Annotated in this window: 15 protein-coding genes; 7 read left to right on the top strand and 8 right to left on the bottom strand. The window is 64.2% G+C overall.

What is annotated here, in order from left to right:
* Positions 1-423: 423 nt before the first annotated feature.
* Positions 424-1,029: a 2-hydroxychromene-2-carboxylate isomerase gene (locus L8F45_RS20695; protein ID WP_342359741.1), complete on the top strand. Its 606-nt coding sequence runs from the start codon at positions 424-426 to the stop codon at positions 1,027-1,029.
* A 5-nt stretch (positions 1,030-1,034) separates the two neighbouring features.
* On the opposite strand, the gene L8F45_RS20690 is transcribed toward L8F45_RS20695, so the two are convergent.
* The gene (locus L8F45_RS20690; RefSeq protein WP_342359740.1) at positions 1,035-2,753 is read right to left on the bottom strand and encodes a sulfatase-like hydrolase/transferase; all 1,719 of its coding nucleotides are present in this window, start codon (positions 2,751-2,753) and stop codon (positions 1,035-1,037) included.
* Between the two features lie 59 nt (positions 2,754-2,812).
* On the opposite strand from L8F45_RS20690, the gene L8F45_RS20685 reads away from it, so the two are divergent.
* The gene (locus L8F45_RS20685) at positions 2,813-3,616 is read left to right on the top strand and encodes a HesA/MoeB/ThiF family protein (protein ID WP_342359739.1); all 804 of its coding nucleotides are present in this window, start codon (positions 2,813-2,815) and stop codon (positions 3,614-3,616) included.
* On the opposite strand, the gene L8F45_RS20680 is transcribed toward L8F45_RS20685, so the two are convergent.
* The 4 genes from L8F45_RS20680 to pheS form a co-directional block, all read right to left on the bottom strand.
* Entirely contained in the window at positions 3,585-3,926 is a 342-nt protein-coding gene (locus tag L8F45_RS20680) for a hypothetical protein (RefSeq protein ID WP_342359738.1), read from the bottom strand. The genes L8F45_RS20685 and L8F45_RS20680 overlap by 32 nt on opposite strands.
* A gap of 81 nt (positions 3,927-4,007) precedes the next feature.
* Positions 4,008-6,443, bottom strand: coding sequence for a phenylalanine--tRNA ligase subunit beta (pheT, locus tag L8F45_RS20675; protein ID WP_342359737.1), 2,436 nt, complete (start codon positions 6,441-6,443; stop codon positions 4,008-4,010).
* A 25-nt stretch (positions 6,444-6,468) separates the two neighbouring features.
* Positions 6,469-6,888 (bottom strand): SH3 domain-containing protein, encoded by a 420-nt coding sequence (locus L8F45_RS20670; protein ID WP_342359736.1) that lies wholly within the window; start codon positions 6,886-6,888, stop codon positions 6,469-6,471.
* A 12-nt stretch (positions 6,889-6,900) separates the two neighbouring features.
* Positions 6,901-8,004: a phenylalanine--tRNA ligase subunit alpha gene (gene pheS, locus L8F45_RS20665; RefSeq protein ID WP_342359735.1), complete on the bottom strand. Its 1,104-nt coding sequence runs from the start codon at positions 8,002-8,004 to the stop codon at positions 6,901-6,903.
* A gap of 142 nt (positions 8,005-8,146) precedes the next feature.
* On the opposite strand from pheS, the gene L8F45_RS20660 reads away from it, so the two are divergent.
* From L8F45_RS20660 to L8F45_RS20640, 5 genes are all read left to right on the top strand, one after another.
* Positions 8,147-8,512, top strand: coding sequence for a hypothetical protein (locus L8F45_RS20660; RefSeq protein WP_342359734.1), 366 nt, complete (start codon positions 8,147-8,149; stop codon positions 8,510-8,512).
* Positions 8,502-9,017, top strand: a complete 516-nt coding sequence (locus L8F45_RS20655; protein ID WP_342359733.1) for a hypothetical protein — start codon at positions 8,502-8,504, stop codon at positions 9,015-9,017. Before L8F45_RS20660 ends, L8F45_RS20655 begins: the two co-directional genes overlap by 11 nt.
* Positions 9,014-9,625, top strand: coding sequence for an SCO family protein (locus tag L8F45_RS20650; RefSeq protein WP_342359732.1), 612 nt, complete (start codon positions 9,014-9,016; stop codon positions 9,623-9,625). The genes L8F45_RS20655 and L8F45_RS20650 overlap by 4 nt, the downstream gene beginning before the upstream one ends.
* Positions 9,626-9,713: 88 nt before the next feature.
* The gene (locus tag L8F45_RS20645; protein WP_342359731.1) at positions 9,714-10,892 is read left to right on the top strand and encodes a YbfB/YjiJ family MFS transporter; all 1,179 of its coding nucleotides are present in this window, start codon (positions 9,714-9,716) and stop codon (positions 10,890-10,892) included.
* Positions 10,893-11,011: 119 nt separating this feature from the next.
* Positions 11,012-11,698, top strand: coding sequence for an LOG family protein (locus tag L8F45_RS20640; RefSeq protein ID WP_342363517.1), 687 nt, complete (start codon positions 11,012-11,014; stop codon positions 11,696-11,698).
* Between the two features lie 4 nt (positions 11,699-11,702).
* Here L8F45_RS20640 and L8F45_RS20635 read toward each other — a convergent pair whose 3' ends face one another.
* The 3 genes from L8F45_RS20635 to rpmI form a co-directional block, all read right to left on the bottom strand.
* Complete coding sequence (locus L8F45_RS20635) at positions 11,703-12,206, bottom strand: cupin domain-containing protein (RefSeq protein ID WP_342359730.1); 504 nt, start codon at positions 12,204-12,206, stop codon at positions 11,703-11,705.
* Positions 12,207-12,365: 159 nt separating this feature from the next.
* Positions 12,366-12,716 carry a 50S ribosomal protein L20 gene (gene rplT, locus L8F45_RS20630; protein ID WP_342359729.1) on the bottom strand — a complete coding sequence of 117 codons (351 nt, stop codon included), beginning with the start codon at positions 12,714-12,716 and terminating at the stop codon, positions 12,366-12,368.
* 25 nt (positions 12,717-12,741) lie between these two features.
* Complete coding sequence (rpmI, locus tag L8F45_RS20625) at positions 12,742-12,942, bottom strand: 50S ribosomal protein L35 (protein ID WP_342359728.1); 201 nt, start codon at positions 12,940-12,942, stop codon at positions 12,742-12,744.
* Positions 12,943-13,112 lie beyond the last annotated feature (170 nt).

The following is a 13,112-nucleotide window of genomic DNA, read 5'->3' as shown; positions in this document are numbered from 1 at the left end:
GAAGGACGCCTTTTGGCTGGGAAATCGGCTTCAGGCGCGTCAGTCGTTCATCGACGCGGGCGCTCGAGCCGCAATTGACGGATGGGGAATACGGATGGCGACGTCATCGGCGCGACGAAACCAGAACCGGACCGTTCAGGCCCTGTTCTGTCGTCGCGCCCATCGTCGCGATCGCTCCAGCCTCTCCGTGCAAACGCCCATTGGCGGTGCGGCCCTCAACGCAAACGCCGCCCCAACGGGCGGCTAGCTGTCATTCTAATGCCGGTCGTCGGCGCCGATGTCAAATGAGGTCCGCTTTCTCGGCGCAGCAATCCTGCTTTCGTGAGCAGTCTATGCCTTGTTATCGCCTCACGGGATGTGTCACCTATCTAAAATTTACGCAGCCGCCCGGTTTTGCGGCGTCGATTCGACAGGACAGGTTGCATGGCTGCCCGGCCAACTCTGGATTTCTGGTTCGATTTTGCCTCCACCTATTCTTATCTCGCTGTCATGCGTATCGGCGCTCTCGCTGACGCCGCGGGAGTGAAGGTGCAATGGAGGCCCTTCCTTCTCGGGCCGATTTTTGCAGCTCAGGGGTGGAACTCATCGCCGTTCAACCTCTATCCGGCAAAGGGCAAGAACATGTGGCGCGACATCGAGCGCCAGTGCGGCCGCCTTGGCTTGCCGCTCAAACGGCCCGCGCCATTTCCCCAGAACAGCCTGAACGCCGCGCGCGTCGCCATCGCAGGCCGCGAGCCCGGCTGGATCGACGGCTTTTCGCGCGCCTTGTTCAGCTCCGCCTTCGGAGAAGGCAAGAACATCGCGGATGAGAGCGTGCTCGCGGCCGCCGTGCGGTCCGCCGGCGGCGACGCCAATGCGGCGATGATCGCCTCGCGCTCGGAGGAGGTGAAGGGGCGTCTGCGGGCCGAGACGGAACTCGCGAAATCGATCGGCATCTATGGCGCGCCGAGCTTCGTCACCCATGACGGCGAACTCTTCTGGGGCAATGATCGCCTCGAAGACGCGATCGCCTGGGCGAAGGGCGAATAGAGTTCTTACTTCGCGTATTTGTACTCGATCTCGTCGGGCAGCCGGACAACCTGCGTTTCGAGGTGATGGCCCGAGCGGTTGAAATGCTCCGAGCGAAAATTCCCGTCGGCGAGGCGCGTGACTTTCAGGAAGCCTGAAAGGCCGAACGGCAGCGGCGCGTTCACATAGAAGATGTCGGGATCATAGCCTTCCACTGTCACTGACGTGCCGAGCGCGCGTGCGATCAGCGCGGTGAAGTCGAAGGCGGTCGGCAGGCGCATTTCGCGGAACGCGTTCGCGATCGCGCCATCGCCCCGATTCGTGAACAGCATCATCGGCACGACCGAGAGCAGGAAATGCGTCGGCCCGTGCCCCCACATGCCCTGTTCGCCCATCAGCTCATTGTGATCGGAACTATAAAATACGTCGACTTCGCCGGGCTGCGCCGACGCCCAGTCGAAAATCTGCTTCATTGAGCGATCGAAGCATCTGAGGCCGTTGTCATAGTCGTTGCGCCTGAGATCCTCCGCGGAAGGGCCTTCCGGCTTCAGCGCGTAGAGCGTCGCAGCGACATGGTCGCAATTGTCGATATAGGGCGCATGATTGACGCGCTGATGCAGGAAGAAGAAGCGGCGCTGCGCCGGCGGCGTTTCGTGCAGGAAGTCGATGATGAGATCGTCATGGATCTGGGCGAGCCTGTCGCCCCAGTTTTCGGCAGTCTCCACCTGCTCGATGAGATGCGCGTCGCCGGCGATGTCGAGCGAATGGGCGAGCTGCGCTGAATAATAGAAGCTGCGAAAGCCGTTATCAGATGCGATGCGAAAGATTGACATCGGCGACATGCCGAGTCCCACGGGATAGTAGGGGATCTTCATGAAGTTCGGCACGCTGGCGATCGTCGCGACGCCGGCGGAAAAGCCGACCTTTTTCAACAAAACGAAGCCGGGCGGCGGTGAAATTTCGAATGCCTTCAGATTCGGTGTCGTGTCGCGCGCAAAATCATAGAGGCTGAGCCGGGCGGCGTTCACGCTCTCGCCCATGATGACGACGATGGTGACCGGGCCATCATGACGCTCGCCGACGCCGAGAACATAGGACGTCTTCTTCGGATCCGGCGCGATCTCGCGCTGCGTCCAGCTCGCCCGGATGGCGACGCCCAGCGAATGGATCGGACCCAGCGCCGACGGCGTCATCGCCGACGGATACATCAGGAAGAGATCGGTGTGCAGGAAGATGCGCGCGACATAGATGGTCAGCAGCGTGATCAGCAGAACGCCGCCTGGTCGTGAACGAAGAGCGAAACGCCGGCCAAGAAATTCCTGCGTCAGGAATAGCGCGAGCGTCGTCAGCGCGACGATCACGATAGCAGGCGCGAGGAGACCAAAGCTCGCCTCAAGTCCGATCGCAACTTCATCCGCCTGATGCGCTGCGAGCTGCAATTGCTCCGGCTTCAACACGCCGCCGAAGAACTGCAGCGCGCCGAACCAGACGAATTGCCCGAAGGCGATGACACTCATCACCGTGACGCGCAGCCAACGCGGCTCCGTCATCGTCAGGAACAGCGCGAGCAGCAGCACAACAGGCCAATATTGCCTGGATTCAAAGGGATGGACGCCAATGCCGCGACGCTGGAAGATCAGATCAGGCGCCATCAACACGCCAAAGGTGGCGGCGGATAACGCAACGACGCCGGGCGCGCGCTCTGCAAGCAACCGCAGGTCAATGGAGGGGATCAAACTCCGCATGCGTTAAGCTCGGTCGCGTGTCTGGCGTCAACGCGGGCGGCCGGATAGACTCGTCTGCGATGTCGCCAGAAGAAATCGAGCGCTACGCCCGCCATCTCGTCATCCGCGAAATCGGCGGGCCGGGACAGCAGAAGCTCAAAGCCGCGAAGGTTCTCGTGATCGGCGCCGGCGGGCTCGGCGCGCCTCTCATGCAATATCTCGCCGCCGCCGGCGTCGGGACGATCGGCGTCGTCGATGACGATGTTGTCTCGCTGTCGAACCTGCAGCGGCAGGTTATTCACGAGACGGACGACATCGGCAGGCTGAAGGCCGACAGCGCCGCCGAAGCCATCGCGCGTCTCAATCCGCATGTGCGTGTCGAGAAGCACGCGATGCGCATCGACTCTGATAACGCCGCGGCCTTGATCGGACATTACGACATCGTCGCGGACGGCTCGGATAATTTTGAAACGCGCTACGCGGTGTCGGACGCATGCTTCCACGCGCGAAAGCCGCTGATCGCGGCCGCGCTTGGCGTGTTCGACGGCTCGCTCACGACGATCCGCGCGCATGAGTCCACGCATGGGGGACGCCCCAATCCAACCTATCGGTGCTTGTTTCCAAGTCCCCCGCCGGCGGGCGTCGTCCCCACTTGCGCGCAGGCGGGCGTTCTAGGCGCTCTCGCCGGACTCTTGGGCGCAATGATGGCGATGGAAACGATCAGAGAAATCGTCGGCGGGTTTTCCGACGGCGATCATGGCCTCGTCGGAAAGCTGCTGATGATCGATGCGCGCGGGCTGCGCTTCGAGACCTTGTCCTATGAATGGGACCCGGCGAATCCGTTGAACGGAGTCAGCGCCGACGCGGCCGGGGTGAAGGACTGACGTCGAATACGGCGAAGGCGCGACCCGATCTGGTTCGGCGCACGAAGCCTCCGGCTCGCGCCGACCGACTGCCGCGGATCGAGCGCGTCCTGGGGCCGGTCGGCGTCACCGCCTCTTGCTCGCTCATCGGAGCGACGCGCGCTGCGCCGCCGCGCTTCGGCCCGAACTCGGCGAGGCACTTATTGTAGGCGTCCCAGGCTTCGATCTTCTCGCAGTCGGAGGGCGAACGGGCCTGGGCGGAGCCGACCTCGAAGCCGCCGATCAGGGCGGCGGCAAGCGCGAGGGCGGCGAGGCATTTGAGCGTCTTCATGCTCGGCAGCATACGGCCAACATATGGCTGAATTGTAAGCGCGGCGCGACCGCCGGTGGCGCCGGCGTCCATCTTGCGCCGTCAGCCGCGCAGCGTCGCGCCGAAACGCTTGCCCATCTCGGCGACGATCTTCGCCCCGATCGCGTCGATCTCGGCGTCGGTCAGGGTCTTCTCGCGCGGCTGCAGGATGATCGAAAGCGCGATCGACTTCTTGCCCGCCTCGACGCCCGGCCCCTCATAGACGTCGAAGATCGCAACATCGTCGATCAGAGTCCGGTCGGCCGCCTGGGCGGTCCTGATGAGGTCGGCCGCGGCCGCAGCGCGATCGACCACGAAGGCGAAATCGCGCTGTACCGGCTGGAATTCGCTGAGCGCGATCTTCGGTTTCGCCTTGGTGGGCTTGGCCTTCGGCGGCGGCAGCGCGTCCAGCGTCAGCTCGAACGCGACGATCGGACCCTTCACATCGAGCTCGGCGAGCGTGCGCGGATGCAGTTCGCCAAAGGCGCCAACGATATTCTTCGGGCCGAAGCGCAGCGTCGCGGAGCGGCCGGGGTGGAAATAGGAAGGGCCGCCTTGAGCAACTTGCAGGCCGCCCGTCGCGACGCCGAGCGTCTCGAGAAGCGCCATCACGTCCGCTTTCGCATCGAATAGATCGACAGGTTGCGCGCCGCCATCCCAGTGCCGACCCGCGCCACGCGTGGACGAAAGTCCACGGCGCACGCCCGACGCCACGATGGTTTGGCCCTCCGGCGCGTCGTTTGCGAACACCTGTCCAACCTCGAACAAGGCGACATCGCCGAAGCCGCGATCGGCGTTGCGTTGCGCCGCTTTTAGCAGGCCGGGCAGCAGCGACGGCCGCATGTCGGAGAGATCGGAGGCGATCGGATTGGCGAGCTTGAGCAGCGCAGCGGTGTTCGCGCCGTCGGGGCGGAACAATTTCGCCTCGCCCTCGGAAATGAAGCTCCATGTCACGGCCTCGACGAGGCCGCGCGTCGCGAGCAGTCGCTTGGCGAGGCGCGTGCGCTTCTGCAGCAGCGTCAGCACCGGCTTGACCACCGTCGATTCCTCGCGTGGCAGCGGCCGCGATTCGACACGGTCGAGGCCGGCGATGCGCGTAATTTCTTCGACGAGATCGGCCTTGCCTTCGGCGTCGGCGCGCCATGTCGGCGGCATGACTTTCACCCGGTCGCCGGCGCCGGAGACATGGAACCCAAGCTGCTCAAGAATGAGCTTCATTTCCGGGCGCGGCAGGTCGAGGCCGGTCAGGCGCTTCACCTCGCTCCAGGGGAAGTCGATGATGTGATCGGTGTCGGGAATTTCTCCCGCGAGTGTAGTCTCGGACGCTTCGCCGCCGCAGAGATCAAGCATGAGCTGCGTCGCGACCTCGATGCCCGGCAGGCAGAAACCGGGATCGACGCCGCGCTCGAAGCGATAGCGCGCATCGGAATTGACGCCGAGCGCGCGTCCGGTTCGCGCGATGTTGAGCGGATCCCATAGCGCGGATTCGATCAGCACGTCGGTCGTGTTCTCGTCGCAGCCGGAGCCTTCGCCGCCCATGACGCCACCGATGGATTCGACGCCCTTGTCGTCGGCGATGACGACCATGGAGTCCTCGAAGCGATAGGTCTTGCCGTCGAGGGCGAGCAATTCCTCGCCCTTCCTCGCGCGCCGCACGACGAGATTTCCATGCACCTTCTTCGCATCGAACACATGCAGCGGCCGGTTGCGATCGAAGGTCATGAAGTTGGTGATGTCGACGAGCGCGCTGATGGGCCTGAGGCCAATCGCCTTCAGCCTCTTCTGCAGCCATTCCGGTGACGGGCCGTTCTTGACGCCGCGCACGAGTCGCAGCGCGAAGGCCGGGCAGAGATATTTCTCATGCGCGTCGAAATCGAGTGTCACCCTTACCGGGCAGGGGAAGGAGCCCTTGATCCACTTGGTGTCGCGACGCTTGAGATCGCCGATGCCTGTCGCCGCGAGATCGCGCGCGATGCCCGCGATGCCGAGCGCATCGGCGCGATTGGGCGTCACGGCGACGTCGATCACCGCATCGTCAAGGCCGGCCCAATTCGCATAGCGCTCGCCGACCGGCGCATCGGCCGGCAGATCGAGAATGCCGTCATGATCGTCGGAGATTTCAAGCTCCGCCGCCGAGCACAGCATGCCGTTCGATTCAACGCCGCGGATGACGCCCTTGCCGAGCGTGATCTTCTTGCCGGGGATATAGGTTCCGGGCGGCGAAAACACGCTGATCATGCCGGTGCGCGCGTTCGGCGCGCCGCACACGACTTGCACGGGATCGCCCGAACCCGTGTCGACCATGCAGACGCGCAGACGATCGGCGTTCGGATGCTGCTTCGCCTCGATCACGCGCGCGACGACGAAATCCTTCAGCTTCTCCGCCGGATTTTCGATCGACTCCACTTCGAGCCCGACGCGCGTCAGCGTCTCGGCGATCGCGGCCGGCGACGCCGTCGTGTCGAGATGATCCTTGAGCCAGGAGATGGAGAATTTCATTCAGATGCTTTCAGGATTTCTGCGATCAGCCCGCGATGATCCGCACATAGCGCGAATGCACCCAGCCATAATTGCAGGGGCCGGTGTAAGCCTGACGCACGGGCCAGGGCGTGCCGACGCCGCAGTCGGCGCCGCCGGCGGGATAGACGATCTGATACCACAGCCCGCGATTGCCGCAGACCGCGACCTTGTTGCCGTTAAAGAGCCGGTCGATCTCGCGATAGGGTTGGCCGCCGGGGCCCGAGCGCACCGAGAGAAATCCGTCGCCGTTGGGATCAAGCCCGACGATCTGGCCGAGGCTCGGACACGCGTCGAAGTCAGGATTGCCGCCGAGCATCACGGGCACATCGATGCGGCGCGGGATCATCTGCGCATCGGCGGCGCGACCGGCCAAGGCCGCCACGAACGCGAGGCCGGCGATTGCGCAGAGAATGACTCGCCCCATCGGAAATCTCCCTCAGCTCGACAGGCCGCCAGCCAGAGTCGGCAGGTCCAGTGGCCGGAAGCCGTAATGCTGCAGCCAGCGCACGTCGGCTTCGAAGAACTGCCGGAGATCATCCATGCCGTATTTCAGCATTGCGATGCGATCGATGCCCATGCCCCAGGCGAAGCCCTGGAACTCGTTGGGATCGAGCCCGCAATTCTTCAGCACGTTCGGATGCACCATGCCGCAGCCAAGAATCTCCAGCCAATCCTCGCCTTCGCCGAAGCGGATTTCGCCGCCTTTGCGCGAGCACTGGATGTCGACCTCCATCGAAGGCTCGGTGAAGGGGAAGAAGCTTGGGCGGAAGCGCATCTTCACATCAGGCACTTCGAAGAACGCCTTGCAGAACTCTTCGAGGATCCATTTGAGATGGCCGAGATTCGCCTGCCGGTCGATGACGAGACCTTCGACCTGATGGAACATCGGCGTGTGCGTCTGATCGCTGTCATGGCGATAGGTGCGACCGGGGCAGATCACGCGGATCGGCGGCTTCTGCGCCAGCATGGTGCGCACCTGCACCGGCGAGGTGTGTGTGCGCAGCAGCATGCGTTCGCCATTCTCCTTCGGATTGAAGAAGAAGGTGTCGTGCATCTCGCGCGCGGGATGGCCGACGGGGAAGTTCAGCTTGGTGAAGTTGAGATCGTCGGTCTCGATATCAGGGCCTTCCGCCACGGAGAAGCCCATGTCGGCGAAGATGGCGGTCAGCTCGTCGATGACTTGCGTGATCGGATGGATGCGGCCGCGCGTTTCCGGACTGGATCGCGTCGGCAGCGTGACGTCGACCGTCTCGCTCTTGAGGCGCGCATCGAGCGCGGCGTCGGCGAGCGTCGACTTGCGCGCGGCGAGAGCCGTCTGAACCCGGTCCCGGAGGCCGTTGATCAGCGGCCCCTTGGTCTTGCGCTCGTCCGGCGTCATGGTGCCGAGCGTCTTCAGAAGGCCCGAGATCGAGCCCTGCTTGCCGAGGGCGGCGACCCGCACGGCTTCGAGCGAAGCCTCGTCTGCGGCCGCCTCCATGCGGGCCAGAAGGTCCCTTTCGAGGGTCGCGAGATCGTTATCGGGGGCGGCGTTGTCATGCATGGCGGGGCGTCTTCTAGTGACAATCGCGCGTGCAAGCTAGGCGTGGAGGAAGCCCCTGAACTGCTTTTCCCGGAGCTGGAAGGGGGCGCTGGCGGGCTTTGCGGCCCTGGTCGGCGGGCTGGCTGCGTCAGGTCCTGAGGCGTTGGCGCAGACGCGCCGGGTGCAGGTGGCCGGCGAGCTGGTCGACACCTGGTGCAACGTCTCCGGCATCATGTTCTCGCTCGGCACCGCCCATCACCAGTGCGCGGTCTGGTGCGCCGTCGGCGGCATCCCGGTCTCGATCCGGGACAAGGCGGGCGCCGTCTACATGATCCTGCGCATCGAGGAGGACGAGGACCTCGTCGGGTCTCCGCGCCTCGCCCGGATCATGAGCCATGAGGTGACGGTCGATGGCGAACTGATCGAGCGGGACGGCGTCAAATATCTTCTGGTGACCCAGGTCGCCGACGACAAGGGCGTGATCAATCAAACCCATGAAGCGAACGGCATCCAGCCTTTTGGCAAATAGCGCGACTGGCGCGCTCGCCGCGGCCGTGCTGGCGCTGGGCGCGCCGGCGCGCGCCGGCGATCTTCAGGGCCTCGACAATGAACAGTCGCTGGCGCTGAAGGGAACTGTGGTCGATCTCGTCTGCGGGTTGACCGGCAAATGCGCGCCCGGATGCGGCGGCGGCAAGCGCCAGCTCGGTCTGCGCGCCGATGACGGCAAGCTCTATGCGACCATCAAGAGCGTGACCGATTTCGCGGGCTCGACGGCCGACCTCTTGCCCTGGTGCGGCAAGAGCGTGGAGCTCGACGGCCTGTTGATCGAGAATCCGCGCATGCGCGTCTATCTCGTGCAGTCGATCCGCGCTGGCGCAAGCGAGCCGTGGAAACCGACGATCGCCTTTCAGGAGCAATGGAGCGCGAAGAACGGCAAGGCGGATGAGTGGTATCGCGTCGATCCCGCGGTCAAGACGATCATCGACGCCGATGGCGTCTATGGGATCAAGGGCCTGGAGCCGAAGAAGCAGTGACGCAGCACGTCGATCGTTCGCAGGCGCGCGCAACGCGCCGCGCGTTTCTCGCTGGCGCGCTGCCGCTTTCGTTGACGGGCGCTGTCGCACGCGCCGATCCCCTTGCGAACAGATTCGGGGGCCCTTTTTCTCTCACCGATCACAACGGACGCCGCGTCACCGATCAGGATTTTCGCGGGCGCTGGCTGCTGATCTATTTCGGCTTCACGCAATGCGTCGATCTCTGCCCGGTCGATATGCCTGTGATGGCGACGGCGCTCGATGCGATCGGTCCGCTCATCGACAAGGTGCAGCCGCTCTTCATCACGGTCGATCCCGACAACGACAAGCCGGAGATTCTCAAGGGCTATGTGACCGCCTTCCATCCGAGCATTCTCGGCCTGACCGGAACGCGCGACGAGATCGCCAGCGTAACCAAGGCCTATCGCGTCCATCGCATGCTGATCCCGACGACGGCGACGCAGAAAACGCAGACCGGTCATGATCACATGATCGATCACGGCTCGCTCACCTATCTCATGGGTCCCGACGGCGGCTTCGTCACGCTTATCCCGCATGGGACGGATGCGAAGCGGATGGCGGAGATCATCCGCGCGCATGTGAAGTAGGCGGGGGGCGCCAAGCGTTGCGCTGCGCTCAGCCCTGTCGACGCGGGGCGCATTGGCTGCGCTTGCTGCGGCTGACTAACTCCTGCGCGTGACCACGATCCCAACTTCGCCTCCCGCGACATCAAGTCCGCTGACGCTCGCGGCCGGCGGCCTGATCGCCATGGCCGCGGCGCTCGGTATCGGCCGCTTCGTCTACACGCCGATCCTGCCGCTCATGGTCGAGGGCTTGAACCTGACGCAGGGCCAGGCGGGATTGATCGCATCAGCCAATTTCGCTGGCTATCTCGTCGGAGCGCTTCTGGCCGCGGCGCCGTCCATTCCCGGGTCGCGTCGGGGCTGGCTGCTGGGATCGCTCGCGGCCAGCGCGGCGACGACGGCGCTGATGGGCGCGGCGGGCTCGGTGGTCGCCTTTTGTGTGATCCGCTTTGTCGGCGGCGTCGCGAGCGCCTTTGTCCTCGTGATGGTGTCGGCGCTGGTGCTCGATCGTCTTGCGGCGGTCGGCCGGACCGATCTCGCTGCGATGAATTTCGCCGGCGTCGGCGTCGGCATCGCTGTTTCTTCTCTGCTGATGCTCGCGCTTTCCGGCGTCGGATCGGACTGGCGGACGGCATGGTTCGCCGCCGGCATCCTGTCTTTTGCTGCGCTGGGCGGTTCGGCTTTGCTCATTCCAGGAGGCGGCGAGCCAAAATCGACGCAGGCTGCCGCGACCGCCAATGGCTCTTCGCGCGGCTTCATCCTGATGGCCATGAGCTACGGTCTGTTCGGCTTCGGATATGTCATCACGGCGACCTTCATCGTCGCCTTGGTGCGCATGAGCGAAGCGACGCGCCCGCTGGAGCCATACGTCTGGCTTCTCGTCGGTCTCGCCGGCGCGCCCTCGATCGCCTTCTGGTCGGCTCTCGCGCGCAGAACAGGCGTGTTCACGGCCTATGCGACCGCCTGCCTGGTCGAAGCGCTTGGCGTCGCCGCGAGCGTGCTCTGGCTCAACATCGCGGGCGTTGTGCTCGCCGCGATCTGCCTTGGCGGCACGATCATGGGCATCACCGCGCTCGGCCTCCAGGGCGCGCGCACGCTGACGACGTCCGATCCGCGCCGCGCCTTCGCGTTGATGACCGCAGCTTTCGGCGCGGGTCAGATCATCGGGCCGAGCTTCGCCGGCTGGATGCATGATCTGACCGGCGATTTCGTCAGTCCGTCGCTCGCCGCCGCCGCGGCTCTTCTCGTCGCCGCGGGGCTGGGGTTGATGGCGAAACCTTCTTCGGCCTGACAGGGCTGGCGAAAGGCGCCGCGAAGCGATAGCGAGCCCTAAGTTGCAAGGCGAATTCCGTGACCGACAAACCCGATAACAGCGCCCAGAAGGCGTCGCCATCTTTCCGCCTCGCCGCGATGGATCAGGATTTCCTGCTTGGCGACTCCACGCGCGGCGCGCGCTTCATGCTCGAATATCAGAAGGCGGAGGACGCGCTGCGCGCTGCCGGCGTGCGCTCGACCATCGTTGTCTTCGGCTCCGCCCGCATTCGCGAGGATGGGCCGGAGAAACATCGGCGCTGGTACGCCGAAGCGCGTCGCTTCGGCCGTATCGCGTCGGAGCAGGGCGGCGCGCTGATCTCGAATGGCGGCGTTCGCGACCATGTCATCGCGACCGGCGGCGGGCCGGGAATCATGGAGGCCGCCAATCGCGGCGCGCGCGATGCAGGCGCGCCGACCATCGGCCTCAACATCACGCTGCCGCATGAGCAGGAGCCGAACGCCTATTCGACGCCGGAGCTCACTTTCAACTTCCACTATTTCGCGATGCGCAAGATGCATCTCGCGATGCGCGCTATCGGGCTCGTGGTGTTTCCCGGCGGCTTCGGCACGTTCGACGAGCTGTTCGAGATTCTCACGCTGCGCCAGACCGGCAAGATGCCGCCGCCCTGTCCCGTCGTGCTGTTCGATCGCGCCTACTGGTCGAAGCTGATCAATTTCGATGTTCTGCTTGAAGAAGGTTTCATCGCCGCCGACAATCTCAAATTGTTCTCCTTCGCCGAGACGGCGGAGGAGGCCTGGGAGATCGTGCGCGTGAGGCCGTGAGCGCTTATTCCTTCGCGATGTAGTCGGAAAAACTCATCGGCGTGATGGTCGAATCCTCGATCGCCGAAATGCCGCTCTTGCAGAAGATGATGCGCCGGCCGAGTTTCGGGAAATAGCCGACATCGATATCCGAGCGCTCGCCGCCCATGAGATAGATCAGGTCCTCGTCGCCGATATTCGCGAGCTGATGCGCCACGCCGGGAGCGGTGAACCCCATGAAGTCTCCGGGGCCGACATCGTGGAATTGCCCGTCGATCTCGGCGCGGCCTTTTCCCGAGAGGATATAGAGAAACTCTTCGCAGCGCTCATGCGAGTGATAGGCGAAGCTCTCCTTGCCCGGCGGAATGCGGCCGAGACTGAGCGCAGTGCGGCTAAGTCCCGCGGCCATGGCGAGCGAAGTCACGAACACTTCCGACTTCGCGTTCCAGGGATGCTTGATGTGCATCGCAGGGATCGCGCCTGTTTCCGCGCGCGTCCAGAGCGACTTCGCGGCTTTGCTCTCGCTCATGCTGTCCTCCTCTTTTATCGGTCGCCGCATCATGGCGCGCGCGACGACCGAGGCAAGGAAGCGAGAGGCGGCGAGCGATGCATTTACGCGCGGCGTCAGCGCAAATGAAAACGGCGGGGACCAGCCCCGCCGTTTCCATCAATTCAAGGATCGAAGCCTTCAGGCCGCCTTCGCCTTCTCGACGATCGCGGCGAACGCCGCCGGCTCGTTCATGGCGATATCGGCGAGCGCCTTGCGGTCGAGCACGATGTTCGCCTTGATGAGCGCTGCGATGAAGCGCGAATAGGTCAGGCCGTGCTCGCGGACCGCTGCGTTGAGGCGCTGGATCCAGAGGGCGCGGAAGGTCCGCTTCTTCACGCGGCGATCGCGCGTGGCGTACTGCATCGAACGATCGACGGCCGCCTTGGCGGCGCGGATCGTGTTTTTGCGGCGGCCATAGAAGCCCTTCGCCGCCTTCAGTGTCTTCTTATGCTTGGCGTGACTGGTGACGCCACGTTTGACGCGAGCCATGGTCGCTCTCCTTCAAATCAGGCGTTCAGGAATTGGGAAGCCAGTACTTCTTCACGTTGTCGCCGTCCGTCTTGAACAGGACGTTGGTGCCGCGAAGATTACGGATCTGCTTCTTGGTGCGCTTGATCATGCCGTGGCGCTTGCCCGACTGGGCGTAAACCACCTTGCCTGTGCCGGTCACCTTGAAGCGCTTTTTGGCGCCGGACTTGGTCTTCATCTTGGGCATTTGCTCATCTCCCGGCGCATGGATGACCGAGGCTCAAGGCCCTGGTCGCGCCTGTTCTGGTTGAGATATCGACCCGCCACGGCAGCCCTTGTGAGCCGGGCCGGTCGAACGAAGGCGCGCCTATGGCACAGGAGCGGCCTGCAGGCAACGGGCTTTCACGCGCCCGGCCG

It is taken from the genome of Terrirubrum flagellatum, assembly GCF_022059845.1.
In the GTDB taxonomy this organism is placed as follows: Bacteria; Pseudomonadota; Alphaproteobacteria; order Rhizobiales; family Beijerinckiaceae; genus Terrirubrum; species Terrirubrum flagellatum.
Note: the sequence above shows the minus strand (reverse complement) of the source record. Positions and strands in the feature narration are given on the sequence as shown.

What these genes read in the sequence shown, in the direction of transcription:
- L8F45_RS20695 (WP_342359741.1), top strand. Translation starts at nt 424, where the DNA reads ATGGCTGCCCGGCCAACTCTGGATTTCTGGTTCGATTTTGCCTCCACC.
- L8F45_RS20690 (WP_342359740.1), bottom strand. Translation starts at nt 2,753, where the DNA reads ATGCGGAGTTTGATCCCCTCCATTGACCTGCGGTTGCTTGCAGAGCGC.
- L8F45_RS20685 (WP_342359739.1), top strand. Translation starts at nt 2,813, where the DNA reads ATGTCGCCAGAAGAAATCGAGCGCTACGCCCGCCATCTCGTCATCCGC.
- L8F45_RS20680 (WP_342359738.1), bottom strand. Translation starts at nt 3,926, where the DNA reads ATGAAGACGCTCAAATGCCTCGCCGCCCTCGCGCTTGCCGCCGCCCTG.
- pheT (WP_342359737.1), bottom strand. Translation starts at nt 6,443, where the DNA reads ATGAAATTCTCCATCTCCTGGCTCAAGGATCATCTCGACACGACGGCG.
- L8F45_RS20670 (WP_342359736.1), bottom strand. Translation starts at nt 6,888, where the DNA reads ATGGGGCGAGTCATTCTCTGCGCAATCGCCGGCCTCGCGTTCGTGGCG.
- pheS (WP_342359735.1), bottom strand. Translation starts at nt 8,004, where the DNA reads ATGCATGACAACGCCGCCCCCGATAACGATCTCGCGACCCTCGAAAGG.
- L8F45_RS20640 (WP_342363517.1), top strand. Translation starts at nt 11,012, where the DNA reads ATGGATCAGGATTTCCTGCTTGGCGACTCCACGCGCGGCGCGCGCTTC.
- L8F45_RS20635 (WP_342359730.1), bottom strand. Translation starts at nt 12,206, where the DNA reads ATGAGCGAGAGCAAAGCCGCGAAGTCGCTCTGGACGCGCGCGGAAACA.
- rplT (WP_342359729.1), bottom strand. Translation starts at nt 12,716, where the DNA reads ATGGCTCGCGTCAAACGTGGCGTCACCAGTCACGCCAAGCATAAGAAG.
- rpmI (WP_342359728.1), bottom strand. Translation starts at nt 12,942, where the DNA reads ATGCCCAAGATGAAGACCAAGTCCGGCGCCAAAAAGCGCTTCAAGGTG.